The sequence below is a fragment of the Mesorhizobium sp. 8 genome (genome assembly GCF_006351905.1).
Taxonomy (GTDB): Bacteria; Pseudomonadota; Alphaproteobacteria; order Rhizobiales; family Rhizobiaceae; genus Mesorhizobium; species Mesorhizobium composti.
Genome location: NZ_CP040914.1, coordinates 2,520,467 through 2,547,436, shown reverse-complemented (window position 1 = coordinate 2,547,436; position 26,970 = coordinate 2,520,467). Strand labels below are relative to the sequence as shown.

Genomic DNA, 26,970 nt, shown 5'->3' with positions numbered 1-26,970 from the left:
GGCGGCCTCACTTCGCAGACAATACCAGCAAACACGGCAAAGGCGAGGCGGGTTCCAAAAACGTGATGGCGCCTGCCTCGTTTGTCAGAGCCAGTCCGGCAGCCGGTCCAGCCCGATCAGGTCGTCATAGGTCTGGCGCGGACGCACGACCGCAAACCGGTCGCCGTCCACCAGCACTTCCGGCACCAGCAGGCGGGAATTGTAGGTGCCGGCCTGCACCGCGCCGTAGGCACCTGCGGTTCCCACCGCGATGAGGTCGCCGGCCTTCAATCGCGGCAGGTCGCGGTCGAGCCCGAGGTAGTCGCCCGTTTCGCAGACCGGGCCGACGACGTCGACCTTGAGGCGCGGCGCATCGGGCGCCGGCTGGACGACCGGGCGAATGTCGTGGAAAGCGTCGTAGAGCGTGGGGCGGATGAGGTCGTTCATCGCCGCGTCGACGATGAGGAAGTTCTTGGCGTCGCCTTCCTTCACATAGACGACTTCGGCGACGAGGATGCCGGCATTGCCGACGATCATGCGGCCCGGCTCGAACATCACCTTGAGGCCGAGCTTGCTGACATGCTTCCGCGCCACCGCCGCATAGGCGTCGGGCAGCGGCGGCGGGTTGTTGTCGGCCTTGTAAGGAATGCCGAGGCCGCCGCCGAGATCGACATGGTCGATGGCGTGGCCGTCCGCGCGCAGCATGTCGACCAGATCGACCAGCAGGGCGAAGGCGTCGTCGAAGGGCTGCAACTCGGTGATCTGGCTGCCAATATGCATGTCGATGCCGGTGACGCGGATGCCCGGCAGTTCGGCGGCGCGCCGGTAGACGTCGCGGGCGCGCTGGCGGGGGATGCCGAACTTGTTCTCGGCCTTGCCGGTGGAAATCTTCTTGTGGGTCTTCGCATCCACGTCGGGGTTGATGCGCAGCGAGACCGGCGCCGTCTTGCCCAGCGCAACAGCGCGTGCCGAGAGCAGTTCCAGCTCCGGCTCGGATTCGACGTTGAAGCACAGGATGCCGGCCTGCAGCGCGAAATCCATCTCGCGCGCCGTCTTGCCGACGCCGGAGAACAGGATCTTGTCGGCCGGGATGCCGGCGGCCAGCGCGCGGCGCATCTCGCCTTCCGACACCACGTCGGCGCCGGCGCCGAGCTTGCCCAGCGTCTTCAGCACGGCCTGATTGGAGTTCGCCTTCATGGCGTAGCAGACCAGTGTGTCAAGTCCGGCGAAGGCCTCGGAGAAGACGCGGAAATGGCGGGTCAGCGTGGCGGTCGAATAGCAATAGAAGGGCGTGCCGACCGCCGCCGCAATATCGGGGATCGCCACGTCCTCGGCATGGAGCACGCCGTCGCGATAGTCGAAATGGTTCACTGGAAGGGTCCGGAAACGCTACTGGATCAGTCTGTCGAGAATGAAGGGCTTGTCGGTCTCCGGTTGCGCGGGTTCCGGCGGCAGTGGCTTCTTGGCTTTCTCGGCATCCTTGCGGGCCTGCACGGCCGCCTCGTAGGGCGTGTCGAGTTGCCCCGGCCTGCGGCCGCAGGCTGAAACCAGCGCCACGGTTGCCACGAGCGCCAGCGCCGTGAATATCCTGCCTGCGGTCATCGCTGCGTCCGTCCGTTCTGCCTGTACACGTGAGCAATGCGCCGCTGCGCAATGGCCGATCCGGCTATAGCCGAGTTTGCAATTAAATGCACCCCGCCCTCATGCTTTGGCGAGCCGCTTCTTCCAGGCGCGGACCTGCTTTTTCACTTCCGCCGGCGCGGTGCCACCGAAGCTCTTGCGGCTGGCGACCGAGTTCTTCACCGCCAACACCGAAAAGACATCGGCGGTGATGCCAAGATGGATGGACCGCAGGTCCTCCGGCGACAGCTTCTCCAGCCCGATCTTCTTGCTCTCGGCCAGCGCCACGGCGCGGCCGGTGACGTGATGCGCCTCGCGGAAGGGCAGGCCGAGCTCCCGCACAAGCCAGTCGGCGAGGTCGGTGGCGGTGGCGTAGCCGGAGCCGGCGGCTTTCTTCATGGCTGCCTCGTTGACGGTCAGGTCACGCACCATGCCGGTCATCGCCGCCAGCATCAGGTCGAGCGTCTCGGCGGTGTCGAAGACAGCTTCCTTGTCCTCCTGCATGTCCTTGGAATAGGTCAGCGGCAGGCCCTTCATGACGGTGAGCAGGCCGATCAGGTGGCCGTTGACGCGGCCGGTCTTGGCTCGCACCAGTTCGGCGGCGTCCGGGTTCTTCTTCTGCGGCATGATGGACGAGCCGGTCGAGAACTGGTCCGACAGCCGCACGAAGCCGAATTGCGGCGTCGACCAGATGACGATCTCCTCGGCCAGCCGCGACAGGTGGGTGGCGCAGATAGCGGCGACGGAAAGGAACTCCAGCGCGAAGTCTCGGTCCGAGACGCTGTCGAGCGAATTGCGGGTCGGCTCGCGGAAGCCGAGCGCTTTGGCCGTCCTGTGGCGGTCGATCGGAAAGCCGGTGCCGGCGAGCGCTGCGGCGCCCAGCGGGCTTTCGTCCATGCGCTCGATGGCGTCGCGCACGCGCGACAGGTCGCGCGCGAACATCTCGACATAGGCCATGCAATGGTGGCCGAACGTCACCGGCTGCGCGGTCTGGAGATGGGTGAAGCCCGGCATGACGGTCGCGGCGTGTTCCTCGGCGCGGTCGAGGAAGGCGGCGATCAGGTCCTTGAGCGCTGCGGCGACGCGGTTGAATTCGTCCTTCACCCAGAGGCGGAAATCGACCGCCACCTGGTCGTTGCGGGAACGCGCCGTGTGCAGGCGGCCGGCCGCCGGGCCGATCAGTTCGGCGAGGCGTGCCTCGATGTTCATGTGGATGTCTTCGAGCTTCTTCGAGAAAGCGAAGGTGCCGGCCTCGATCTCTTTCGCAATCGTGTTCAGCCCGTGAGCGATTTTTTCTTGATCGGCGGCCGAAATGATGCCCGTTTGCGCCAGCATCTCGCTGTGGGCGAGCGAGCCGCGGATGTCCTGCGCGTAGAGCTTGCGGTCGAAGTCTATGGAAGCGTTGATCGCTTCCATGATCGCGGCCGGACCCGAGGCAAAACGTCCGCCCCACATCTGGTTGCTGGCCTTATCGTCACCCATCGCTATAACCCGCTCGACCAAACCGTTTCGGAAGACATCAGGACCATGGCAAACGGCAAAAACCTTCTCCCGGCCCCGCGCCTGGTGCTCGCCGCGCTGGTCGCCGGCGCGCTGGCCGGCGCGGTCGCGGTATATGTCAGGGAGAGCGGGTCTGGCAACACGGCGCTCGAAACGGTCGCCGCCGCTTCCGGTCCCGACGATGCCGCCTGCGCGGCCAAGGCCGACAGGGCGAAGACCGTGGCCGCCTCGGCCACCGGGGAGGTGGCGGCGCTGCTGCCGGCCGATCCGCCGCAGTCGCTGAAGGGCCTTTCCTTCGAGGGACCGGACGGCAAGCCGATAACGCTGGCCGGTCACACAGGCAAGACAGTGCTGCTCAACCTGTGGGCGACATGGTGCGCTCCCTGCCGTGCCGAGATGCCGGCGCTCGACGCGCTGCAAAAGGAGATGGGCAGCGATCGCTTCGAGGTCGTCGCCGTCAACGTCGACACCGGCGACGACGCCAAGCCGAAGAAGTTCCTCGCCGACATCGGCATCAAGACACTCGGCTATTATCGCGACGCCTCCATGGGGGTCTTCAACGACGTCAAGCAACGCGGACTGGCGCTCGGTCTGCCGGTCACGATGCTGGTGGACGGCGAAGGTTGCCTCATCGGCCATATGAACGGCCCCGCGGAATGGGCGAGCCCGGATGCCCGCAAACTCATCGAAGCCTCGCTCGAAAACTGAGCGGTCCTCTGCCGGCCGCTCAAACGAAACCGATCCGAACTTTGTGTGAAAGGTCACGCAGTCTTAACAGAACTATTGCGCACCTGTCACAATCCGCCGATACTTGCCGTCGCGAACACGTTTCGCCAATGACAGATCGGGAGAGAGACATGAAGTTTCACGGCTTTGCGGCCGCCGCCGCCACGTTGACCCTGTTTTCCACCACGACGGCGTTTGCCGCGACGCAGATCACCTGGTGGCATGCCATGACGGGCGCCAATGCCGAGGTGGTCGACAAGATTTCCAAGGATTTCAACGCCAGCCAGAAAGACTATGAGATCGTCCCGGTCTTCAAGGGCACCTATCCGGAAGCGCTGAACGCCGGCATCGCTGCCTTCCGCGCCAAGCAGGCGCCCGACATCATCCAGGTCTTCGACGTCGGCACCGGCGTGATGATGGCTGCCGAAGGCGCGGTCAAGCCGGTGGCCGAGGTGCTGGAAGGCGCCGGCATGAAGTTCGACAAGAGCCAGTACCTGCCGGGCATCGTAGGCTATTATTCGAAGCCGGACGGCACGATGCTGTCCTTCCCCTACAACTCCTCCTCGCCGATCCTCTATTACAACAAGGACATCTTCAAGAAGGCGGGGCTCGACGAGAACACGCCGCCCAAGACCTGGAACGAGGTCTGGGACATGGCCAAGAAGATCAAGACCAGCGGTGCGGCGGCCTGCGGCTACACCTCGACCTGGCTGACCTGGATCCATCTGGAGAACTTCGCCGCCTGGAACAACGTGCCGTGGGCGACCAATCAGAACGGCCTCGAAGGCGGCACGCCGGAACTGAAGATCAACGCGCCGATCTACGTCAACCACTTCCAGGCGCTCGCCGATCTCGCCAAGGACGGCACGTTCAAGTACGGCGGCCGCACTTCGGAAGCCAAGCAGCTCTTCCTCGCCGGCGAATGCGGCATCATGACCGAATCGTCGGGCGGCCTCGGCGATATCGTCAAGTCGGGCATGAACTACGGCATCGGCCAGCTGCCTTACGACAGCGATGCCAAGGGCGCGCCGCAGAACACGACGCCGGGCGGCGCCAGCCTGTGGGTGTTCGGCGGCAAGACCGACGAGCAGTACAAGGGCATCGCCGCCTTCTTCACCTATCTCTCGCAGACGGACGTGCAGCAGTACCTGCATGAGAAGTCCGGCTATCTGCCGGTCACGCTGGCCGCCTACGAGGCGACCAAAAAGTCGGGTTTCTATGAGAAGAATCCCGGCCGCGAGACGCCGATCCTGCAGATGATGGGCAAGGAGCCGACCGAGAACTCGAAGGGCGTACGCCTGCCCAACCTGCCGCAGGTGCGCGACATCCAGAACGAGGAGTTCGAGAACATGCTGGCCGGTAAGGAAACGGCCCAGCAAGCGCTCGACAATGCCGTCGAGCGCGGCAACGCCGCGATCAAGGAAGCGACCGGGGGTTGAGCGGCGCCGGCGATTTCTCCCCCCTCGAGGGGGAGATGGCCGCTGAGCGGCCAGAGGGGGTCATTGTGGACGTGTGCCAGCGCTTTTGGGGCGAGGCCCTAGAGGCGGTGCCTTTCGCGGTGCCCCCCTCCGCCCGCTTCGCGTGCACCTCCCCCTCGAGGGGGGAGGATCACGTATGACCCCGCGCGTCGTCTTCCCGAACAAAATCCTGCCCTATCTGCTGGTGGCGCCGCAGCTCGCCATCACGCTGATCTTCTTCTACTGGCCGGCGGGGCAGGCGCTCTACCAGTCGATGCTGAAGGAAGACCCGTTCGGGCTGAAATCGAAATTCGTCTGGTTCGACAATTTCGCCAAGGTCCTGTCACAGCCGGCCTACGTCAATTCCATCAAGGTGACGGTGGTCTTCTCGGTCGCCACCGCCGCCGTTGCCATGGGCGTGGCGCTGCTGCTGGCCGTCATGGCCGAGAAGGTGGTGCGCAGCAAAGGTTTCTACCGCACGCTGATGATCTGGCCCTATGCGGTCGCGCCGGCCATCGCCGGCATGCTGTTTCTGTTCATGTTCAACCCGTCCATCGGCTCCGTCGCCGTGCTTTTGAGGCGGCTGGGGTTGCATTGGGACCCCGTTCTCGACGGTACCGACGCAATGATCCTGCTGGTGGTGGCGGCGTCGTGGAAGCAGATCAGCTACAACTTCCTGTTCTTCGTCGCCGGCCTGCAGGCGATCCCGAAATCGCTGATCGAAGCGGCGGCGATCGACGGCGCGGGCGAGACCAAGCGGTTCTGGACGATCGTCTTCCCGCTGCTGGCGCCGACCACCTTCTTCCTTTTGGTCATCAACACGACCTACGCCTTCTTCGATACGTTCGGCATCGTCCACGCGGTGACCGGCGGCGGGCCAGGCAAGGCCACCGAGACGCTGGTCTACAAGGTCTACAATGACGGCTTCGTCAATCTCCTGCTCGGCTCCTCGGCGGCCCAGTCCGTCATCCTGATGGTCATCGTCATAGCGCTTACCGCCATCCAGTTCCGCTACGTGGAAAGGAAGGTGCACTATGGCTGACCGGAAAGCGCCCGCAAGCGGGCACGACAAGCTGATGATCGGCCAGTCGGCGACCGGCATCTACATCGCCCACGCCGTGCTGATCCTCGGCATCCTCGTCGTCGCCTTCCCGATCTACTACACCTTCGTCGCCTCGACCCACACGCTGCAGACGATCCTGCGCCCGCCGCTGCCGCTGCTGCCGGGCAGTGAGTTCTTCGCCAACTATACGGAAGCCCTGTTCGGCGGCGTAGGGCGCATCGGCGGGGTCGGCGTCGGCACGCTCCTGTTCAACACCACGGTGATGGCGCTGGGCATTGCCATCGGCAAGATCGCCATCTCGATCCTGTCGGCCTATGCCATCGTCTTCTTCCGCTTCCCGCTCAGGATGGCGTTCTTCTGGCTGATCTTCATCACGCTGATGCTGCCGGTCGAGGTGCGCATCCTGCCGACCTACAAGGTGATGGTCGATTTCGGCCTGATCGATACCTATGCCGGGCTGATCCTGCCGCTGATCGCCTCGGCGACGGCGACGCTTCTGTTCCGACAGTTCTTCATGACCATTCCGGGCGAACTGGTGGAGGCCGCGCGCGTCGACGGCGCCGGGCCGTGGCGCTTCTTCTTCGATATCCTGCTGCCGCTGTCGCGCACCAACATCGCGGCCTTGTTCGTCATCCTCTTCATCTACGGCTGGACGCAGTACCTGTGGCCGCTGCTGGTGACGAACCGCAACGACATGAACACCATCGTCATTGCGCTCAAGAAAATGGTGTCGTTCGCCGACGCCGACACGCAATGGCACCTCGTCATGGTCACAGCCATGTTCGCCATCGTGCCGCCGATTCTGGTGGTGGTGCTGATGCAGCGCTGGTTCGTGCGCGGCCTGGTGGAATCGGAGAAATAGCGTTCATGGCGACAGTCGACCTCAAGGACGTGAAGAAGGTCTATGCCGGCGGCGTCGAGGCGGTGAAGGGCGTCTCCATCGCCATTCCGGACAAGGCGCTGTGCGTGCTGGTCGGCCCCTCGGGCTGCGGCAAGTCCACGCTGCTCAGGATGATCGCGGGGCTGGAGGCGATTTCGTCGGGCACCTGCTCGATCGACGGCAGGAAAGTCAACGAGATCGGCCCGACCGAGCGCGATATCGCCATGGTGTTCCAGAACTATGCGCTCTACCCGCATATGAAGGTCTACGACAACATGGCCTATGGCCTGCGCAACCGCGGCACGCCGAAGGACGAGATCGACCGGCGGGTGAAGGACGTGGCGGAGACGCTTGAGCTTTCGCACCTGCTCGACCGGCGGCCGCGCGAGCTTTCTGGCGGCCAGCGCCAGCGCGTCGCCATGGGCCGGGCCATCGTGCGCAGCCCCAAGGTCTTCCTGTTCGACGAGCCGCTGTCCAACCTCGATGCCAAGCTGCGCGGCCAGATGCGGGTCGAGATCAAGAACCTGCAGCGCTCGCTCGGCGTCACCTCCGTCTACGTCACCCATGACCAGCTGGAGGCGATGACGCTGGCCGACATGCTGGTGGTGATGAATGCCGGGCTGGTCGAGCAGATCGGCGCGCCGCTCGATGTCTACGAGAAGCCGGCCTCGACCTTTGTCGCCTCCTTCATCGGCGCGCCGCCGATGAATCTGCTGCCCCTGATCGGCGACGGGACGTCATTCGCCGACGGCAGCGCGACCGGGCTTGCCACGCCGGCCAAGGCCGTAACAATCGGCTTCCGGCCGGAGGATGCCGACGTCGCGGCAAACGGCGAGGTGCCGGCCGGCTCGGTGACGCTACCGGCGACCGTGCAAGCGGTCGAGCCGGTGGGTGCCGAAAGTTTTCTCCATTGCGCCGCCGCCGGCGGAAGTATCGTCGTGCGTGTAGCCGGTCGCGCAACCGCTCAGCCCGGCGACAACTTGCGGGTCGTGGCTACGGCTGAAAGCCTGCACTGGTTCGATCAGGCCGGCAAACGGATCTGATCTGTCGTGCGTCCTTCGAGGCTCGCTTCGCTCGCACCTCAGGATGAGGGTCCATAGCGCGAGCCGAAATCATCACAACAACCGATTACGCCTTCAGCCAGTTGCCGGGCGCGGACCTCCCTCATCCTGAGGTGCGAGCGAAGCGAGCCTCGAAGGACGCACCAGTCACTCCAGCACATGCGCGGTGCCGGTGACGCTGACGCGCACCACTTCGCCGACGGCGGGCGCTTCGATGCCTGGCTTCTTCAAGATGAGGGGCGTCGAGCCGATGGCCGCGGCGTCGGGCGGATCGGGATTGTTGAGCAGCCTGACCGCCACCGTACAGACGGCGCCGGCGAATTCCATCTCCGTGACTTCCGCGAACAGCATGTCGGGGGTGCCGGACATGCCTTCGCTGGAGGTGCGCTTCAACAGCACCTGTTCGGGCCTCAGCATGATGCGCGCCACGTCGCGCCGGTCGGCGCTGTCGACGGCGATGCGGCCAAGCGAGCATTGCGCGAAGCCACCGGCGATACGCGCCGGAATGACGATGGCGTCGCCGAGGAATTCGGCGACCATGCGGTTCTTCGGCCTGAGGTAAAGGTCGCGCGGCGTGCCGACCTGCGAAAAGGCGCCCTCGCGCATCACCGCCACCTGGTCGGCGAAGGACAATGCCTCGGCCTGGTCGTGGGTGACCAGGATGGTGGTGATGCCGGCATTTTCGAGCAGTTCGGCCACCGCCTTGCGCATTGAGGAGCGCAGGCCGGTGTCGAGCGCCGAGAAGGGTTCGTCCAGCAGCATCAGCCGGGGCTTGCAGGCCATGGCGCGGGCCAGCGCCACGCGCTGCTGCTGACCGCCGGACAGCTCGTGCGGCCGTCGCTTCAGGATCGCCTTGTCGAGCCCGACGATGTAGGCGAGCTCGGCGACGCGCTCGGCGCGGCCTGCCTCGCCGCGCGCCATGCCGAAGCCGATGTTGTCGGCGATGGAAAGATGCGGGAACAGCGCGCCGTCCTGTGCGACGAGGCCGATGCCGCGCTTGTGCGCCGGCACGAAGGCGGCGCCATCGGCCATGGTTTCGCCATCGAGCACGATGCGCCCGCTGTCGGGCGCCTCGAAGCCGGCGATCAGGCGCAGAAGCGTGGTCTTGCCGCAGCCTGACGGGCCGACGATCGCCGTACGGGTGCCGGCCTCGACGGCGAGGTCGATGCCGGCCAGCGCCCGCACCGGCCCGTAGCTCCTGGTCAATGATGCGAGGTCGAGGAAGCTCATCGTCCGGCCATCCGCTTCGATTGTGCATAGAGCAGGAAAGTCAGCGGCAGCGAAAGCACCACCATGATCGCGGCATAGGGCGCTGCGGCCGCATAGTCGATCTCGCCGCTATAGGCCCAGAAGGCGAGTGCCAGCGTGCGCGTGCCGTTGGGGGCGAGCATCTGGGTGGCGGTCAGTTCGTTGGTGATGCCGAGCGCGGCCAGCGCCATGCCGGCGGCAGCCCCCGGCGCCGAAAGGCGGATCGTCGTCGCCCACAGGGCCCTCATCGGCGGACGGCCGAGGCCGGCGGCGGCGCGTTCCAGCTCGATCGGCGCCTGCGCGATCGAGGCGCGCAGCGAGATGATGGCGCGCGGCAGGAACATCAGCGCATAGGCGATCAGGATCGTCACAAGCGTCTGGTAGAGCGGCAGCATGACGGTGACGGTGATCGTCACCAGTGCCAGCGCCACGACCACGCCGGGCAGCGCGCCGACCGTGTAGTTCAGCCCTTCCAGCACGCGCTGCAGCTTGCTGGGCGCGCGGATCGACAGCCAGGCGATGGGGATGCCGGCGACGGTGGCGAGCAGGCCGCCGGCGAGCGCCAGGAACAGGGTCTGGCCGAGCGCGAGGCCGATTTCATCGATACGCCATACGGCAATGCCGCCGGCGGCCAGCCAGCGGGCGATGACGACGAGCGGCACGCCGAGGGACAGGAGCGCGACCAGAAGGGGCAAACCGAGCGCCGGCAGCGTCATGCGGCCGAGACGGCTCGGCGGGCGCAGGCGCGCCGCGCCTGAGCCGACGCGGGCGTAGCGCTCCTCGCCGCGCACCAGCATCTCGAAGGCGAGCAGCGCCAGGCAGCAGGCAACGAGTACGCCGGCCAGCATGGTCGCTGCCGGACCGTTGAAGGTGGATTGGAACTGGTCGACGATGGCCGTGGTGAAGGTATCGAAGCGGACGAAGACGAAGAGGCCGTATTCCGCCAGAAGGTGCAGGCCGACCAGTAGTGAGCCGCCGCAGACGGCGAGCCTCAACTGCGGCAGCACTACGCGCAGGAAAACATGCGCGGGGCCGAGTCCAAGGGAGGCGGCGGCGTCCTCCAGCGCCGGGTCGAGTCGCCGCAGGCTTGCCGCCACCGGCAGATAGAGGAAGGGGAAATAGGCGATTACGGAGATCAGCACGCCGGCCGGCAGGCCATGGAAGCCGGGCAGCATCGTCACCCAGGCGTAGCTGTGGACGAAGGCCGGGATGGCGAGCGGCGCCACCGCCAGCAGCGACCACAGGCGCGCACCGGGCAGGTCGGTGCGTTCGGTCAACCAGGCGAGCGCGATCGACAGGACGGCGCAGACGGGCACGGTCAGCAGAACCAGCAGGGCGGTGTTGACGAGCAATTCGCCGACGCGCGGGCGTACCACAAGAGCCCAGGTGGTCGCCCAGCCGGTCTGGATGGCGATCCAGATGATGAAGGCCAGAGGCACGAGCGCCAGCGCCGACACCAAGACCGCGGCCGCGGTTATCCAAGGCAGCGGGCGGCGGGCGCGCGGCGGTGAGGCGGCGAAACCCGTCGTCATGGAATCCGCCTGCGCCGCCATCAGGTCAGACCGTCCGCGCAGGCAGCACTGCCATGGCGGCGTGAGCGCGGACGACCCGGCCGGATATGCGGCGAATGCTCATCTGTTTCTCGGTTGGCTATCCCGGCGGATATCCGCCGGGAGTGGCTGGATCGTTTCGGAATGCCACGGAAGCGCCGAAACGATCGTTTTCCTTGTCTTGACGCAGGTCCGGGTGAAAACCCGCTTCGTGTTTTCCCGGACCTACCTTTGCGCTGCCCTTTTAGGCGGAACGCCGGCTAAAGCAAGCCGGCCGCCGTCATCAGGTCGGTGACCTTCTTGGCGTTGAGCATGGAGGGCTCAACCTTGGGAGCGTCGAGATCGGCCAGCGGGACGAGCTTGGGATTGGACTCGGCGCCGACGCCGACGGCGTATTCATAGGAAGTGCCGTTCTTCAGGATGTCCTGGCCGCCCTTGCCGGCAACCCATTTCAGGAATGCCTGGGCTTCCTTCGGATGCTTGCTCGAAGCCAGCACGCCGCCGCCGGAGAGCGAAACGAAAGCGCCGGGGTCCTGGTTCTTGAAGTAGTGCAGGGCGACGTTCTTGCTGTTCTCGCCGGTCTTGGCCTGATCGCCGAACCAGTAATAATGATAGATGACGCCGCCATCGATCTCACCGGCGTTGACGGCCTTCATCACCGTGCCGTTGCCGCGATAGGCGGTGAAGTTTTCCTTCATGCCCTTCAGCCAGTCGGCGGTCGCCTGCTCGCCCTTGAGTTCGAGCACGGCGGAGACGATGGCCTGGAAGTCGGCGCCCGAGGGAGAGGCGGCCCAGCGGCCCTTCCAGCTCGGGTCGGCCAGATCCATCAGCGACTTCGGCAGCTGGTCTTCCTTGAGCTTGTCCTTGTTGTAGGCGAACACCGTGCTGCGCGCGGCGATGCCGATCCACTTGCCGCTGGCCGGGCGATAGTTCTCCGGCACCAGCGCCAGCGTGTCGGCGTCGACCGGGGCAAACAGGCCGGCATTTTCGACCAGCACCATGGACGGCGAGTTTTCCGTCAGGAAGACGTCGGCGGGCGAGGCGGCGCCCTCGGCGACGATCTGGTTGGAGAATTCGCTGTCGCCGCCGTTGCGCAGCGTCACCTTGATGCCGGTTTCCTTGGTGAAGCCTTCGGCCCATTCCTTGGCGAGGCTTTCGTGCTGGGCGTTGTAGACGACGATGCCTTCGTCGTCGGCATTCGCCGGCGCAGTGAGCAGGACTGCGGCGAGCACGGCTCCGCAGAAGGGGGAAAGGATCGATCTCATCAAGGTCTCCTTGGCACGCCGACGTTGGCGTGGCGGCACCCTTATCAATACCTGAATACATCAGTCAAGATTATCTTGCGGGCATCCGGTCGGCCGCCGAGGGAGACTGGTCGTGGCGAAGATCGCCATAAATCGCCGTACGTGTTCTCATTCCTGACGGCTGCTGCCAAATGGAACAAAAGCCTTGCGCGCCGCCGCAAAATTAGGGCGAACGGGCGCAAACCGAACGATGATCAACGGCTTGCGGGTTAAGTCTGTGGCCGTTTCCCCGACAATTTCGACTGTATAGCGCCGTCACTTTCCTGTAGAAGGCGCCCTTCGCCAATCACGGCGATTTGAATGCCGTCGCACACAACCCATATGACCGCGACGTGTGCATGGCCATTGGGGCCACTCAACGGACAACAACGATGTCGAAATTCAGGTTTCACAAGCTTGCGGCCATTGTGGTGCTCATCGGCTTCGCTGCCTGGGTCGCCACCGGCACGTTCTCCTCCGTCGGCAGCGCCGCTGGCGGCGACGAGAAGGCCGCCGAGGGCAGCCAGAAGGCAGAGCAGCCGAAGGCCGAGGAGGCGCCGGCGCGCATCGTCAAGGTGGTCAAGCCGCCGCGTGACGAACATGCCCGCGCCATCCGCATCTCGGGTCTGACCGAAGCCGACAAGCGTGCCGTTCTGGCGACGCGCGTCGGTGGCATCATCGACAAGCTGCCGGTCAAGCAGGGCGACCGCGTCAAGACCGGCGACCTCATCCTCATGCTTGCCGCCGAGGAGAAGATTTCGGCCGTCGACAACGCCAAGGCCCTGCTTGCCCAGCGCCAGGCCGAACTCAGCGCCGCCGAGCGACTGGCCAAGAGCGGCAACCTGCCGAAGCTGCAGCTCGACACGGCGCGCTCCAACCTCGCCGCCGCGCAGTCCGGGCTCGACGCCGCCGCAGCCGAACTCGACCGCAACGAGGTCAAGGCGCCGTTCAACGGCGTCGTCGACCGTATCCCGGTCGAACTCGGCAGCGCCGTCATGCAGGGCGGCGAGGTTGCCACCATCCTGGCGCTCGACCCGGTCATCGCCCGCGGCGAGGTGAGCGAGCGCGACCTCGGCTACCTCAAGATCGGCGACAAGGCGGCCGTGCGCCTGGTCAGCGGCCGCACGGCCGAGGGCACCGTGCGCTACATCAGCCGCGACGCCTCGTCGGCGACGCGCACTTTCCGCGTCGAGGTTGCCATTCCCAATGCCGACGGTTCCATTCCCGCCGGCATGACCGCCGAGATCACGCTTTCGGCCGAGCCGACCGATGCCGTGGTGCTGCCGCGCTCCGTCGTCACGCTGGGCGACAAGGGTGACCTCGGCATTCGTGCCGTCGACCAAAACAACAAGGTCGTCTTCTACCCGATCGACCTCGTCGACGACACGCCGAAGGGCCTCGTGCTGGGCGGCATTCCCGCCGACGCCAAGGTGATCGTCGCCGGTCAGGCGCTGGTCGCAGAGGGTGACGTGGTGCAGCCGGTCGAGGCTACGGCAGAAGAGATCAAGACGCTGGTCGGCGACGCGGCGGCCAGCACGCAATAAACCGAATCCAGAGCGACGCTCCGTTCGAGCGGGCGTCGCTCTCAACCGGATCTGACCCATGGATATCGTCAGACTTGCCATCCGCAACGCGCGGCTGACCATCTCGGTCCTTTTGTTCCTGATCCTGGCGGGCGCGCTCGCCTACCAGTCGGTGCCGAAGGAGGCCGAGCCGGACGTTCCGATCCCGATGATGTATGTCAGCCTGGTCTACCAGGGCATCTCGCCGGAGGATTCGGAACGCCTGCTGCTTCGACCGATGGAGACCAAGCTCAAGAGCCTCAAAGGGCTCAAGGAGATGCGTTCGGCCGCCTTCCAGGGTGGTGGCTACGTGCTCGTCGAGTTCGAGCCGTCGGTTGACCTGGCGACCGCCCTGCAGGACACACGCTCCAAGGTGCAGGACGCCAAGGCCGACCTGCCACAGGCGGCCGAGGAGCCGACCGTCAACGAGGTCAACGTCTCGGAATTCCCGGTGCTCGTCGTCACCTTGTCGGGCCATGTGCCGGAGCGGGTGCTGACGGCGGCCGCACGCGAGTTGCGCGACCGCATCGAGGAGGTGCCGGGCGTGCTCGAGGGCGACTTGCAGGGCGCCCGCGACGATCTCGTCGAAGTGGTGGTCGATCCGGTCAAGCTGTCGTCCTACGGGTTGCAGCTCGACCAGCTCATGCAGGGCGTCGGCGCCTCCAACAGCTTGGTGGCGGCCGGAAACATCGAGGGCTCGGAGGGCAAATACGCCGTCAAGGTGCCGTCACTGATCGAGACGCCGGAAGATGTCGCCAACCTGCCGGTCATCGCCGGGCCGAACGCAGTGGTGCAGGCCAAGGACATCGCCACCATCCGCTCGACCTTCAAGGATGCCGAGACGATCACGCGCCTCGACGGCAAGCCGGCTATCGCCATCGAGGTGAAGAAGCGCATCGGCGCCAACATCGTCCAGACGATCGAGGGCGCCAAGGCCGTCGCCGACGCTTTCGTCAAGACCGCGCCGCAGGGGATGGAAGTCACCTACACGCAGGACAAGTCGGTCTTTGTCAACCAGCTGCTGACCGACCTGCAGAACCATGTGATGATCGCCGTCATCCTGGTCTTCATCGTCATCCTCTATGCGCTGTCGGGCCGCGCCTCGCTGCTGATCGGGCTGGCGATCCCGTCATCCTTCCTGATGGGCATATTGATGCTCACCCTGATGGGCTTCACCATCAACATGATCGTGCTCTTCTCGCTCATCCTGGCGGTCGGCATGCTGGTGGACGACGCCATCATCGTCACCGAATTCGCCGAGCGGCGCATGGGCGAGGGCATGCCGCGCGAGGAAGCCTTCGCGCTGGCCGCCAAGCGCATGGCCGGCCCCGTCATCGCCGCCACCATGACGCGCATCGCCGCCTTCTCGCCGCTGCTGTTCTGGCCGGGCATCGTCGGCGACTTCATGAAGTATCTGCCGATCACGCTGATCGTGACGCTGGCGGCCTCCATGCTCTATGCGCTTGTGTTCACGCCGACGCTGGGCGCCAAGTTCGCCAAGGCACCGGCGCATGGCGAGGAAGAGCACCGCGACGGCCTCTACATGGCCGTGGTCAAGCAGGCGGTGCGCTTCCCGATCACGGTCTGCGTGCTCACGGTGGCGTTGCTGGTCGGCGTCTTCATGGCCTATGGCAAGTATGGCGCGGGCGTCGAGTTCTTCCCCAATGTCGAGCCCGACTACGGCCTGCTCTACGTCCATGCGCGCGGCAACCTGTCGCTCGCCGAGATGGACGCTGCGACGAAGACGGCGGAGGACAGGCTGCTCGGCTGGCCGGGCGTGAAGTCGGTCTATACGCGCGTCGGCAAGACGCAAGGAGGCGGCGCCGACATTCCCGAGGACGTCGTCGGCGTCATCCAGTACGAATTCGTCGACTGGCGCGAGCGCAAGCCCGCCAACCAGATCCTCGACGACCTGCGCAAGGCGATGGCCGGCATTCCGGGCGTCGACGTCGAGGTGCGCGTGCCGGAGGCCGGTCCGCCGACCGGCAAGGCGATCCAGATCCGCCTCTCCGCCGCCAATCCCGAAGGGCTGGACAAGATAGCGCGGAAGGTCGCGGCGGGTATCGCCAAGGTTCCGGGCGTCATCGACATTTCCGACGGCTTGCCGCCGCCCGGCATCGACTGGGCGCTCGAGGTCGATCGCGCCAAGGCCGCGCAGTACGGCATCAGCCCGAATGCGGTCGGCAATGTCGTGCAGCTCGTGACCAACGGGCTGAAATTGTCCGAGTACCGGCCGGCCGGTGCCGACGACGCCGTCGATATCCGGCTCAGGCTGCCCGAGGACCGGCGAACGCTGTCGACGCTCGACGAGTTGCGCGTGCAGACCAGCCAGGGTTCGGTGCCGATCTCCAACTTCGTCATCCGCAAGCCGGAGGCCAGCGTCGGCATCCTGAACCGCATCGACGGGGCGCGTACCGTCGTGGTGCAGGCCAACGTCGCCGGCGACAGCCAAGTGGCGGCCGTGCAGGCCGAGGTCACCAAGGCGGTGGCCGACATGGGCCTGCCGGAAGGCGTGCGCTGGAAGCTTGCCGGTTCGAACGAGGACAGCGCGGAGGCGTCCGCCTTCCTGTCGAAGGCGTTCGGCGCGGCGATCTTCCTGATCTTCCTGGTGCTGCTCGCCCAGTTCAACAAGTTCACCAGTGTGTGGCTGGTGTTGTCGTGTGTCGTCATGGCGACGATCGGCGTGTTCCTAGGCCTGCTCCTGACAGGCGAGGCCTTCGGCATCGTCATGTCGGGCATCGGCGTGATCGCGCTGGCCGGCGTGGTGGTGAACAACAACATCGTGTTGATCGACACCTACGACCGGTTGCGGGAAGAAGGCTGGGACAAGATGGAGGCGGTGCTGCAGACCTGCCGCGAGCGCGCCCGTCCCGTCGTGCTGACGGCGGTGTCGGCGATCCTCGGTGTGCTGCCGATCGCCTTCGGCCTCGGGCTGGAGATCTTCCACCACGAGACGACGATCAATGCGCCGTCGACGCAATGGTGGATCTCGCTGTCCTCGGCGATCGTCTTCGGCCTGTCCTTCGCCACGGTGCTGACGCTGATCGTGACGCCGTCAATGCTGATGGTGTTCACACGCGCCAAGCGCAAGGAAGGCGAGCGGGGCAGTCTGTGGAGCCGGCTGTTCAGGCGCGGCAAGGGGGCGGTTTCGACCGCGCCTGAAGAAGCGCAGGAGTCTGCGGGCGAGCCGGCTTCGGCCTTCCCCAAGGCCGCGGAATAGACGCTTGAGCTTCTTGATAGACAGGGCCGTCCGGGAACTCCCGGACGGCCTTTCGCATTGTTGTGCCATTGCAACACTTCAAGCGAGGGCCTTTCAATGACGCTCAGCACCCTTCTCATCATCATTTTGATCCTGATCCTGATCGGCGCGGTGCCGAGCTGGCCCTATTCGCGCGGCTGGGGCTATGGCCCGTCCGGTATCGTCGGCGTCATCCTGGTGATCGTCATCGTCCTGCTTCTGATGGGCCGGATCTGACCGGCTGTTTCGACCGGATCGAAAGGCGGCGCGAGCCGGGCTTGCGCCGCCTTTTTGCTGCTCAGGCGGCTCGCGCGGGGTAGTCGATTCCGTCGACCTCTATGCCGAGGTCGACCAGCGCCGCCGCTACCGCTTGCTCCAGAGGCGTATGCGGGATCGGCCCGATGATGCCCTCCAGCCGGTCGGAGACCAGCCTGTGCTCCTCGAAGCGCAGGTAGGACATCGAGACGAGCGCTCGCCACATCGGCACGAACGGGCCGCCGGCGCGCAGCACCCACCACGGCAGCGCGGATAGTTTCAGCGGCCGTCCGACCGCCTTTTCCATCGCCGCCTTCATCTCGAGATCGGTGACAGGGTGACCGGGGAAATGCAGCGCCTCGTAGGCGCCGAGCCTGTCGAGGTTTTCGGCCAGCGCGACGAAGGCGTTCGCCAGGTCCGGCAGATAGGTCCATTCATGCACCAGATCGACCGGTCCGGCAGCGGTGTAGGTGCCATTGGTCACCTTGGACGCCATCACTGTGTCGAACCAGCCGCCGGTGCCGGTGCCGCCGAAGAAATCGCCGGCCCTGAGCAGGACGGTGCGGACGTGACCCGCATCCGCTTCGGCGCGGAACCGCGCCTCCATGGCGACGCGAATGCGGCCCTTTTCGGTGGTCGGCAGGAACGGCGTGTCTTCCCTCAGCAATGGCGGCATCGGCTGGCCGAAATTGTAGATGGTGCCGGGAAAAAGATGCCGCGCGCCGTTCGCGCGGCAGGCCGCCATGACGTTTTCAGCCATGGGCAAGGCCGTGCTCCAGTCGGAATAGACAGGGTTCAGCCCGTTGAAGACGATGTCGGCACCCGCCGTCGCGGCGATCAGGCCGGCACGATCCAGCGCATCGGCTGCCACGGCGGTCGTCTTGCCGAGTTCCCTCGGCAGCTTGCCGCTGCGGGTAACGGCCCTGACGTCATAGCCGGCTTCGATGAAGGCTTTGGCGACGACGCGGCCGAGCCGGCCGTTGGCGCCGAGGATGGCGATGCTGGTCATTTGCTTGCTCCGTTCTTGTGTTGGGAGCCCCGATATGATCCTGTCGTCTGTGAATGAAAATTGGCGAAGAATGATCTTCAGATATTCAATTATGAATTGATGACCGATCTCGACTGGAACCTCATCAAGAGCTTCGTCGCCGTGGCGGAAGCGGGCAGCCTGTCCGCCGCCTCACGTCGCCTGAGCGCCAGCCAGCCGACCCTCGGCCGTCATATCGCCGAGCTGGAGACGGCGCTGGGAGTCACGCTGTTCCGGCGGGGCCGGCGCGGCTACCAGCTCACGGAAGCGGGGGCGATGCTTTACGAGCGCGGCAAGACGGTGTCGGACGAGGCGGCCGCCTTCTCCATGCTGGCGCTCGGCTCGGTCGAGGCGATCGAGGGTACGGTTCGCATCGCGGCGAGCGAGGTGGTGGCCGCCTATGTCCTGCCCGGCATCACGGCCCGCCTCGGCGTCGAGGAGCCCGGCATCGAGGTCGAGGTCGTCGCTTCCAACCAGGTCGAGAACCTGCTGCGGCGCGACGCCGACATCGCCATCCGCATGGTGCGGCCGGCGCAGAACGAACTGGTGGCGCGCAAGGTGGCGGATATCCCGCTCTGCCTTGCGGCGGCCGGACCCTATCTGGACCGCAGCGGCCGCCCTCAGGTGCCGGCCGATCTGCGCGGCCACCGTCTGATCGGATTCGACCGCAGCGACGAGATCGTCCGCGGTTTCGCCGGGTTCGGTCTGGTGCTGTCGCGCGGCGCGTTCGGCCTGCGCACCGACAACCAGATCGTGCTGTGGGAAGCGGTTCGTGCTGGAAACGGCATCGGCATCGGGCAGGAGCCGCTGGCCAGACGCGATCCAACCGTCGAGATCGTGCTTCCCGGCCTGCCGCTGCCGGTGCTGCCGGTGTGGCTGGCCATGCACCGCGACGTGCGCACTAGCGTGCGCATACGCCGGGTGGCCGATTTTCTCCACGAGGAGCTGAAGCGCTACTCCGCCGGCTGAGGCGCGAAGTCGGCGGTGTGTGCGAGGTTCGCCATCAGGCACACGATCACCAGGAAGCCGGCCAGCGCCATGAAGATCGGCGAAAAGCCGATGTGTTCGGCGGCGAAACCGATCGCGGAAGGCGCGATCAGGATGCCGGAATAGCCCATGGTGGTGACCACGCTCATGCCCGTGCCCGATGCCATGCCGGGCTGGTTGCCGCCGGCCGAGAAGGCGATCGGCACCATATTAGCGATGCCCAGCCCGCAGAAGGCGAAGGCGGCGATGGCCAGCCAGGGCCAGGGCGACAGCGCCGCCACAAGCATGCCGCCGGCGGCGATCAGACTTGACACGCGCAGCGTCGTCACGGCGCCGAAACGGTTGCGCACGCTGTCGCCGGCGAAGCGCATCACAGACATGGCCGCCGAGAAGAAGGCAAAAGCCAGCCCCGCCGTGGCGAGGTCGGCGCCGAGTTCCTGCTGGAGATGCAGGGCCGCCCAATCGAGGATCGCGCCTTCGGGAATCATCGACAGCAGCGCCATGAGCCCGACCAGATAGACGGTGGCCGTGCGCGGCAGGGTGAACCTGTGGTGTTCGTGAATGGCGGGTTTCGCCTCGGCGATCAGGTGGCGGGCGGCCGCCAGGAACAGGACGAGTGCCGCCGCGGTCACGAGCGCCGCATGGGCGACGTGGCCGAAGGCCTGGATGGTGATGCCGCCGAGGCCGCCGCCAGCGAAGCCGCCGAGGCTCCAGAAGCCGTGCGAGGACGACATCACCGCCTTCGACAGGCGCCGCTCGACGGCGACCGCATTGGCATTCATGGCGACATCCATGCCGCCGATGAGGCCGCCGAAGAGGAACATGGCGGGCGCGGCCAGGACGACGTTGGGCGCCAACGCCACCAGGAGCAGGCCGAAGACGGCGACGGCGCCGAAGCCGCGCACGACCGTGCGCGAACCATTGCGGGACATCAGGTAGCCGGAAAGCGGCATGAAGGTGAGCGCGCCGAGGCCGAAGACCAGGATCAGCACGCCCAGCGTGAATTTCGAGATGGCGAGCCGCTCGAGAAAGACAGGAATCTGCGGCGCCCAGCTACCGGTCAGGAAACCGTTGACGAAGAACATCGTGGCGACCGCCCAGCGGCCGCGAACGGCGGTTTGCAGGACGTTGGTCGTTTGCATGGGGCGTTCTCGCCTGAGGCCGGGGACGCGCGGAAATTAGATCGATTCAAACGGCAGTCAAGCGGCATGGCGGCGAAAATCCCGATCCAGCGTCAAGACCGGCGTGGGCAAGTCACAGGCATGGCAACTGCAATGCCGGTCCGGCTTGACCCGCGCGCGGCGGTCGGGCATCGAAGCGCCCGAACATGAAGCTGGCGACAGTCGAGTCGCGGCGTGCCCCATATGGAGAAAACGATGGCCGACGAAATCACCGAAACCAGCCAGACGGTCGCCGCCGGCCAGTTGCGCGCCCTGATCGAGCGTATCGAGCGGCTTGAGGAAGAAAAGAAGACGATCGCCGACGACATCAAGGAAGTGTACGCGGAAGCAAAGGGCACGGGCTTCGACACCAAGGCCATCCGCACGCTTGTCCGGCTGCGCAAGCAGGACCAGGCCGAGCGGCAGGAAGAAGAGTCGATCCTCGATCTCTACAAGGCCGCGCTCGGCATGGCGTGACCGCAAGGGGTGCCCTTGCCTCGCCGTTCTGTCGATCAGGCGGCCGGCTCGAATTTCAGCGCGACACCGTTGACGCAGTAGCGGAGGCCTGTCGGCGGCGGGCCGTCGGGGAAGACATGGCCCAAATGACTGCCGCAGGTGGCGCAGTGGACTTCGGTGCGCACCATGCCGTGGCTGCGATCCACCGTCGTTTCAACCGAACCCGGAACCGGGTCGTTGAAGCTTGGCCAACCGGTGCCGCTTTCGAATTTCAGCGTGGCTTCGAAAAGCGCGCTGTCGCAGCCGGCGCAATGGAAGGCGCCCGGGCGGTGTTCGTGCAGCAGCGCGCAGCTTCCCGGCCGCTCGGTGCCGTGGCCGCGCATGACGGCGTATTGCTCCGGCGTCAGCAGGGCGCGCCATTCGGCGTCGGTGCGGGTCACGGGATAGGTGTGGGTGTCCATGCTTGTCTCCTGCCTTTGCGGCTTGTTGTTGGTATCATCGTGGAATTCGCCTCAACATAGGTATTTGTTACGGCTTTGCCCAGCGGCGAGAGCCTCAATGCCTGCGCGACAATTCCTTCGTCGCCGCTTCGAGCCCGGCCAGCGTCAGCGCAAACATGCGGCCGGCGAAGAGTTCGCGCACCATGCCGATCGAATGCGTGTAGCCCCAGTGTTTTTCCGGCGTCGGGTTGAGCCAGACAGCATGCGGCCACTGGTCGAGCACGCGGGTAAGCCAGACCGCCCCCGCCTCCTTGTTCCAGTGCTCGACCGAGCCGCCCGGCGTGGCGATCTCGTAGGGGCTCATCGAGGCGTCGCCGACGAAGACGACCTTGTAGTCCGGCCCGTATTTATGCAGCACGTCGAAGGTCGGCAGCGTCTCGGAACGGCGGCGGCGATTGTCCTTCCACACGCCTTCGTAGAGGCAATTGTGGAAATAGAAATATTCCATGTGCCGGAACTCGGCGCGGGCGGCGGAAAACAGTTCCTCGACGGCCCTGATGTGGTCGTCCATCGAGCCGCCGACGTCGAAGAACATCAGGAGCTTCACCGCGTTGCGCCGTTCCGGCCGCGTCCTGACGTCGAGATAGCCGTGCTCGGCGGTGGCGTGGATGGTGCCGGGCAGGTCGAATTCCTCCTCCGCGCCCTCGCGCACCCAGCGGCGCAGGCGTTTCAGCGCCACCTTGATGTTGCGCGTGCCGAGCTCGACCGTGTCGTCGAAATTTTTGAACTCGCGCTTGTCCCACACCTTCACGGCGCGACGGTGGCGGCTTTCGTGCTGGCCGATGCGCACGCCTTCGGGATTGTAGCCATAGGCGCCGAAGGGCGAGGTGCCGGCTGTGCCGATCCATTTCGAGCCACCCTGGTGGCGACCCTTCTGCTCCTCCAGGCGCTCTCTCAGCGTCTCCATCAGCTTGTCGAAGCCGCCGAGGGCCTCGACCAGTTTCTTCTCCTCGTCGGTCAGGTGTTTTTCGGCGAGCTTGCGTAGCCAGTCTTCCGGCAGGTTGGCGACATCGACGCCGGCTTCGCCCGACAGCGCCTCCAACCCCTTGAAGACATGCGAAAAAACCTGGTCGAAGCGGTCGATATGGCGCTCGTCCTTCACCAGCGCCGAGCGGGCGAGGTAGTAGAAGCCCTCGACGTCGTAGTCGACCAGCCCGGCCTCCAGCCCTTCCAGCAGCGACAGATATTCCCGGAGCGAGACGGGGATTTTCGCCGCTTTCAGTTCGAGGAAGAAGGGAAGGAACATTTTTCTCCTACAACAGATCGTATTCGATAAACCCGGTCCGCCGCGCCACGTAGTCGTAGAGCTTTCGCGCCGTGGCGTTGGTTTCGTGCGTCATCCAGTAGACGTTGGCGACGCCGATCTTCGCCGCCTCCTGCTTGACCGCCTCGATGAGGGCCGCGCCGACGCCCTTGCCGCGCGCGTCCGGGTCGGCGAACAGGTCCTGCAGATAGCAGTTGTTCACCAGCGACCAGCAGGAGCGGTGGTAGAGATAATGCGTCAGGCCGACGGCTTTGCCGTCCAGCAGGGCGATGAGGCCCTTGGGCTCGAACTCACCGGCCGTGAAGAGGCGCTTCCAAGTGGTCCGATAGACTTCCTCGGGCACCGTCGTCTTGTAGAATTCGAGATAGGCCGTCCACAGCCGGCGCCAGTCGGCGTGGTCGGATTCCTGCAAGGGACGAACGATGATGGCGGACATGGTTTTCCTCCCGATTGGCGACCTGTTCTAGCGGCCGCGGTCGCAGGCGGCGATAGGACAGGGCAGGCTTTTCCGTTGCCACGCTGCCTTTCGGCCCTGGCCTTTGTCAAAGAGCTGACCTCTTATGCCTGAGGTCGGGAAGCGGGCGCGGGGGCCGTGCCTGCTAAGTTAAGGTATGGCGCGGCATCCCGCGCCCGCCGGTGTCTTGCCTCCCCGAGGGGCGCTGCCGCCTTTCGGGCGGCCCGCTGGCTCGGTCGAGGCCCGGACTTGGGGGTTCATCGCCCAGCCGCCTACCGTAGACGACCAGCCCGGCACCGTCTCCTGCCACAAGCGCCCGGTTCGCGACCCGCGTTCCCGCACAGGAGATGACGGGCAGTATAGAGCGGGCGGAAAGGACGGGGATAGATTTCGGGAAGATTTTTCGCGGAAGGAGGCGCGGCATGGGCGTCGCCCTCTCCCCGTTTACAGTAGGGCTATCGCATATGGCGCTCCCCCTCTCCGTCGCGCCCTGCGGGCGCGCCACCTCTCCCCCCGTTTCGGGTGGAGAGGATAGGCCGGCCGCAACTTGGTGCCCATCCTCTCCCCTCACGAAGTGGGGGAGAGGTGGCTTGCGAAGCAAGACGGAGAGGGGGAGCGCCATAGGCGATAGCCCTGCCACAAGGGGGAGGGAGACGCTGATGCCGCCGTTTTGTCTAAAACCAGCAAGGTTGGCAGGCTGTAGCAACACCGCAAGTCCCTCCCCCTTGCGGGGAGGGGACAGGGGTCTGCATCGATTGAAATGAGGAAAAATCAATATGCGATAGCCTACCGGTAACGCGAAGAGGGAAGGCGGCGCGATCACCCCTGCCTTCTCGCCATGAAGGCCAGTCGCTCGAACAGATGCACGTCCTGCTCGTTCTTAAGCAGCGCGCCGTGCAGCTTGGGCAGCGCGTTCTTCGGGTCTCCGCGCAGATCGGCGGGATCGACGTCGTCGGCGACCAGAAGGCGGATCCAGTCGAGCGCTTCGGAGGTCGAAGGCTTCTTCTTCAGGCCGGGCACTTCGCGGATCTCATAGAATTGGGTGAGTGCGGCGCGCACGAGGTTCTGCTTGATGCCGGGATAGTGCACGTCGACGATTTTTTGCAGCGTCTCCATGTCCGGGAAGCGGATGTAGTGGAAGAAGCAGCGGCGCAGGAAGGCGTCCGGCAGTTCCTTTTCGTTGTTGGAGGTGATGATGACGATGGGGCGATTGGCGGCGCGGATCGTCTCGCCCGTCTCGTAGACGAAGAACTCCATGCGGTCGAGTTCCTGCAACAGGTCGTTGGGAAACTCGATGTCGGCCTTGTCGATCTCGTCGATCAGGAGCACGACCTTTTTATCGGCGGCGAAGGCGTCCCACAATTTGCCGCGTTTGATGTAGTTGCCGATATCGTTGAAACGCTCGTCGCCCAGCTGGCTATCGCGCAGGCGCGAGACGGCATCGTATTCGTAAAGGCCTTGTTGGGCGCGCGTGGTTGACTTCACGTTCCATTCGATCAGATCGAGGCCGAGTGCGGCCGCCACCTGCCTCGCCAGTTCGGTCTTGCCGGTGCCGGGTTCCCCCTTGACCAGCAGCGGCCGCTCCAGCGCGATCGCGGCATTGACCGCCACCATCAGGTCCTTGTCGGCGACATAGGCGGCCGTGCCTTCGAAACGCATTCCTGAACTCCATTCTCAACGTCCAACCGGTCTAGAAGCAGATGGCGGTTGGTGCAACCGGCACGTTTGAGGGGCGGCGCCGCGCAGCGGCGACGGAGAGGGGAAATTCGACGGCGCTGTGCCTTCCCGCTGGCGAACGCCTTCGCCACGCTCTATATTGGACCCCGACGGTCTGCGCCTCGCGGCAGGAGAGACATTTCCCCGGGGCCTTATTGATCCCTAGGGAGCTGTCCCTGGCCAGGCCCGTGGGCTTGGACATATGGCGCCCACCTACTTTGTAGGTTCCCGGGATCGACTTCTCCACCGGTTGCGTGGATCGTCACTTTTCCAAAGCAACAATCCATATCCACAATCTGTCAGGCGTGCCGCGCGGCGCTTTCCTGCTCGTGCCGCAGCGTGGCGATGAAGCGTTTTGTCCGCTCACGCTGCGGGTTGCCGAAGACCTCGGCGGCCGGGCCTTTCTCGACGACGATGCCCGCCTCGAGGAAGATCACCTCGTCGGCGACCTTGGAGGCGAGGCGCAAATCGTGCGTCGCCATCACCATAGTGGTGCCTTCCTCAGCCAGCCGGTCGAGCACGTCGACCACTTCCTGCGCGAGTTCCGGATCGAGCGCCGAGGTCGGCTCGTCGCACAGAAGCACGCGCGGCGAGGGCGCCAGCGCGCGCGCGATCGCCACGCGCTGCTGCTGGCCGCCCGACAGCGTCGCCGGCCAGGCGTCGGCCTTGGCCGCCATGCCGACCTTCTCCAGCAGTTCCATCGCCCGTTCGCGGGCCTTGGCTTCCGGCCATTTCAGCACGACCGTCAGCCCTTCCATGACGTTTTCGATCGCCGTGCGATGCGGGAAAAGCTGGAAGTTCTGGAACACCATGCCGGTCTGGCGGCGCAGGCGCTGGATGTCGCCGGTGGCGACGCGCCGGCCGGTGCCGAAGGTAAGTTCTTCCTCGCCGATCTTGACCGTGCCGGCATTGGGCAGTTCCAGAAGGTTGATGCAGCGCAGCAGCGTGCTTTTTCCCCCGCCCGAGGGACCGACGAGCGCGGTGACGCTGCGCTCGGCCATGGTGACGGAAACGTCCTTCAGGACGACGTTGTCGCCGAATCGCTTTTCGATATCCTTCAGCTCGATCATGCGCGCGCCTCCAGGAAGCCGCCATAGCGGTTGAGCCGTTCCTCCAGCCGAACCTGCAGCGCCGACAGCACCGAACTCATGGCGAGATAGAGGAGGGCGGCTTCGATGTAGAGGATCAGCGGCTCGTAGGTGGTGGCGACGATGCGCTGGGCGGCCTGGAACATCTCCGGCACGGTGATGGCGGCCGCCAGCGAGGTGTCCTTGACCAGCGAAATGAAGGTGTTGGAGAGCGGCGGCACGGCGGTGCGGGCGGCCTGCGGCAGGATGGTGCGGCGCATCGCCTGGCTCCAGCTCATGCCGATGGAATAGGCCGCCTCCCACTGGCCACGCGGCACCGAGGCGATGACGGCGCGGATGATCTCGGACGAATAGGCGCCGATGTTCAAGGTGAAGCCGATGAGGGCTGCGGTGAAGGCGTCGAGCAGGATGCCGGCGGAAGGCAGGCCGTAGAAGATCAGGAAAAGCTGCACCAGAAGCGGCGTGCCGCGAAAAATCCAGACATAGAAGCGCGCGACGGCTACCAGCGGCTTCGGGCCGAACAGGCGCGCCAGCGCGGTCAGCAGCCCGACGGCGAGCCCGAGGACGAAGGACAGAAGCGTCAGCGGCGCGGTGAAGAGCAGCGCCGCCCATAGAAGCTTGGGTAGCGAATCCAGCATCAGTTGCAGCCAGTCTGGCACTCTTTTTACTCCTCGGCCACGGGTTCGAGCGCGGCTCTCGATGAGGCCTTGCCTCGAACATTCGCGCCACCCCTCATCCCCCTGCCGGGACCTTCTCTCCGTAAACGGGGAGAAGGAGATTGGCCGCACGGTCGCCGCTTCTGTCCTCGCCCCGTTTACGGGGAGAGGATGCCGGCAGGCAGGTGAGGGGCAGCGCCCAGCGCTCGATACTTACGACGGCCGATATCACAAGAAAAG

Annotated in this window: 24 protein-coding genes and 1 other RNA gene; 11 read left to right on the top strand and 14 right to left on the bottom strand. The window is 65.4% G+C overall.

The features are described from left to right. Window positions 1–84: 84 nt before the first annotated feature. The 3 genes from lysA to argH form a co-directional block, all read right to left on the bottom strand. A complete protein-coding gene (lysA, locus tag FGU64_RS12330; protein WP_139953524.1) occupies window positions 85–1,350 on the bottom strand; it encodes a diaminopimelate decarboxylase in 1,266 nt (421 codons plus the stop codon). An 18-nt stretch (window positions 1,351–1,368) separates the two neighbouring features. Further along, window positions 1,369–1,581, bottom strand: a complete 213-nt coding sequence (locus tag FGU64_RS12325) for a hypothetical protein (RefSeq protein WP_139953523.1) — start codon at window positions 1,579–1,581, stop codon at window positions 1,369–1,371. A 99-nt stretch (window positions 1,582–1,680) separates the two neighbouring features. Next, entirely contained in the window at window positions 1,681–3,081 is a 1,401-nt protein-coding gene (gene argH / locus FGU64_RS12320; protein WP_139953522.1) for an argininosuccinate lyase, read from the bottom strand. Window positions 3,082–3,126: 45 nt separating this feature from the next. On the opposite strand from argH, the gene FGU64_RS12315 reads away from it, so the two are divergent. The 5 genes from FGU64_RS12315 to FGU64_RS12295 all read left to right on the top strand — a co-directional run bounded on the left by FGU64_RS12315 (window position 3,127) and on the right by FGU64_RS12295 (window position 8,268). Next, window positions 3,127–3,807, top strand: coding sequence for a TlpA disulfide reductase family protein (locus FGU64_RS12315; protein WP_139953521.1), 681 nt, complete (start codon window positions 3,127–3,129; stop codon window positions 3,805–3,807). Window positions 3,808–3,956: 149 nt separating this feature from the next. Further along, complete coding sequence (gene ugpB, locus FGU64_RS12310) at window positions 3,957–5,264, top strand: sn-glycerol-3-phosphate ABC transporter substrate-binding protein UgpB (RefSeq protein ID WP_136357167.1); 1,308 nt, start codon at window positions 3,957–3,959, stop codon at window positions 5,262–5,264. Window positions 5,265–5,439: 175 nt separating this feature from the next. Beyond that, window positions 5,440–6,324, top strand: coding sequence for a sn-glycerol-3-phosphate ABC transporter permease UgpA (gene ugpA, locus FGU64_RS12305; protein ID WP_139953520.1), 885 nt, complete (start codon window positions 5,440–5,442; stop codon window positions 6,322–6,324). A gap of 34 nt (window positions 6,325–6,358) precedes the next feature. After that, window positions 6,359–7,207: a sn-glycerol-3-phosphate ABC transporter permease UgpE gene (ugpE, locus tag FGU64_RS12300; protein ID WP_139955366.1), complete on the top strand. Its 849-nt coding sequence runs from the start codon at window positions 6,359–6,361 to the stop codon at window positions 7,205–7,207. Between the two features lie 5 nt (window positions 7,208–7,212). Further along, entirely contained in the window at window positions 7,213–8,268 is a 1,056-nt protein-coding gene (locus FGU64_RS12295; protein ID WP_139953519.1) for a sn-glycerol-3-phosphate import ATP-binding protein UgpC, read from the top strand. A 165-nt stretch (window positions 8,269–8,433) separates the two neighbouring features. Here FGU64_RS12295 and FGU64_RS12290 read toward each other — a convergent pair whose 3' ends face one another. The 3 genes from FGU64_RS12290 to FGU64_RS12280 form a co-directional block, all read right to left on the bottom strand. Then, entirely contained in the window at window positions 8,434–9,516 is a 1,083-nt protein-coding gene (locus FGU64_RS12290) for an ABC transporter ATP-binding protein (protein WP_139953518.1), read from the bottom strand. Next, window positions 9,513–11,066, bottom strand: a complete 1,554-nt coding sequence (locus FGU64_RS12285) for an iron ABC transporter permease (RefSeq protein ID WP_246671108.1) — start codon at window positions 11,064–11,066, stop codon at window positions 9,513–9,515. Before FGU64_RS12285 ends, FGU64_RS12290 begins: the two co-directional genes overlap by 4 nt. 278 nt (window positions 11,067–11,344) lie before the next feature. Beyond that, complete coding sequence (locus tag FGU64_RS12280) at window positions 11,345–12,349, bottom strand: iron ABC transporter substrate-binding protein (protein ID WP_139953516.1); 1,005 nt, start codon at window positions 12,347–12,349, stop codon at window positions 11,345–11,347. Window positions 12,350–12,759: 410 nt separating this feature from the next. Between FGU64_RS12280 and FGU64_RS12275 the strand changes: the two genes are divergently transcribed. From FGU64_RS12275 to FGU64_RS12265, 3 genes are all read left to right on the top strand, one after another. Then, a complete protein-coding gene (locus FGU64_RS12275) occupies window positions 12,760–13,911 on the top strand; it encodes an efflux RND transporter periplasmic adaptor subunit (protein WP_139953515.1) in 1,152 nt (383 codons plus the stop codon). Window positions 13,912–13,969: 58 nt separating this feature from the next. Beyond that, entirely contained in the window at window positions 13,970–17,149 is a 3,180-nt protein-coding gene (locus tag FGU64_RS12270; protein ID WP_139953514.1) for an efflux RND transporter permease subunit, read from the top strand. A 96-nt stretch (window positions 17,150–17,245) separates the two neighbouring features. Beyond that, entirely contained in the window at window positions 17,246–17,404 is a 159-nt protein-coding gene (locus FGU64_RS12265) for a DUF3309 family protein (RefSeq protein WP_136357183.1), read from the top strand. 61 nt (window positions 17,405–17,465) lie between these two features. Here the strand turns inward: FGU64_RS12265 and FGU64_RS12260 are convergent, their stop codons facing one another. Next, a complete protein-coding gene (locus FGU64_RS12260) occupies window positions 17,466–18,431 on the bottom strand; it encodes an NAD-dependent epimerase/dehydratase family protein (protein WP_139953513.1) in 966 nt (321 codons plus the stop codon). 99 nt (window positions 18,432–18,530) lie between these two features. On the opposite strand from FGU64_RS12260, the gene FGU64_RS12255 reads away from it, so the two are divergent. Then, on the top strand, window positions 18,531–19,418 hold the full coding sequence (locus tag FGU64_RS12255; RefSeq protein WP_139953512.1) for a LysR family transcriptional regulator: 888 nt from the start codon (window positions 18,531–18,533) through the stop codon (window positions 19,416–19,418). Here the strand turns inward: FGU64_RS12255 and FGU64_RS12250 are convergent. Continuing rightward, the gene (locus FGU64_RS12250; RefSeq protein ID WP_139953511.1) at window positions 19,403–20,578 is read right to left on the bottom strand and encodes an MFS transporter; all 1,176 of its coding nucleotides are present in this window, start codon (window positions 20,576–20,578) and stop codon (window positions 19,403–19,405) included. The two genes, FGU64_RS12255 and FGU64_RS12250, sit on opposite strands and share 16 nt — an antisense overlap. A 234-nt stretch (window positions 20,579–20,812) precedes the next feature. Here FGU64_RS12250 and FGU64_RS12245 point away from each other — a divergent pair, with 234 nt between their 5' ends. Further along, window positions 20,813–21,073: a DUF2312 domain-containing protein gene (locus FGU64_RS12245; protein WP_139953510.1), complete on the top strand. Its 261-nt coding sequence runs from the start codon at window positions 20,813–20,815 to the stop codon at window positions 21,071–21,073. A gap of 35 nt (window positions 21,074–21,108) precedes the next feature. On the opposite strand, the gene msrB is transcribed toward FGU64_RS12245, so the two are convergent. The 4 genes from msrB to FGU64_RS12225 form a co-directional block, all read right to left on the bottom strand. After that, window positions 21,109–21,513 (bottom strand): peptide-methionine (R)-S-oxide reductase MsrB, encoded by a 405-nt coding sequence (gene msrB / locus FGU64_RS12240; protein ID WP_136360162.1) that lies wholly within the window; start codon window positions 21,511–21,513, stop codon window positions 21,109–21,111. 94 nt (window positions 21,514–21,607) lie between these two features. Beyond that, a complete protein-coding gene (locus FGU64_RS12235) occupies window positions 21,608–22,798 on the bottom strand; it encodes a VWA domain-containing protein (RefSeq protein WP_139953509.1) in 1,191 nt (396 codons plus the stop codon). Window positions 22,799–22,805: 7 nt separating this feature from the next. Next, window positions 22,806–23,252, bottom strand: a complete 447-nt coding sequence (locus tag FGU64_RS12230) for a GNAT family N-acetyltransferase (protein ID WP_139953508.1) — start codon at window positions 23,250–23,252, stop codon at window positions 22,806–22,808. 837 nt (window positions 23,253–24,089) lie between these two features. Next, a complete protein-coding gene (locus FGU64_RS12225) occupies window positions 24,090–24,929 on the bottom strand; it encodes a MoxR family ATPase (RefSeq protein ID WP_139953507.1) in 840 nt (279 codons plus the stop codon). 166 nt (window positions 24,930–25,095) lie between these two features. On the opposite strand from FGU64_RS12225, the gene ssrS reads away from it, so the two are divergent. After that, window positions 25,096–25,251, top strand: a non-coding RNA gene (gene ssrS / locus FGU64_RS12220) — 6S RNA. Window positions 25,252–25,285: 34 nt separating this feature from the next. Here the strand turns inward: ssrS and FGU64_RS12215 are convergent. Beyond that, the gene (locus FGU64_RS12215; RefSeq protein WP_139953506.1) at window positions 25,286–26,056 is read right to left on the bottom strand and encodes an amino acid ABC transporter ATP-binding protein; all 771 of its coding nucleotides are present in this window, start codon (window positions 26,054–26,056) and stop codon (window positions 25,286–25,288) included. Continuing rightward, window positions 26,053–26,733: an amino acid ABC transporter permease gene (locus tag FGU64_RS12210; protein WP_136360167.1), complete on the bottom strand. Its 681-nt coding sequence runs from the start codon at window positions 26,731–26,733 to the stop codon at window positions 26,053–26,055. The genes FGU64_RS12215 and FGU64_RS12210 overlap by 4 nt, the downstream gene beginning before the upstream one ends. Window positions 26,734–26,970 lie beyond the last annotated feature (237 nt).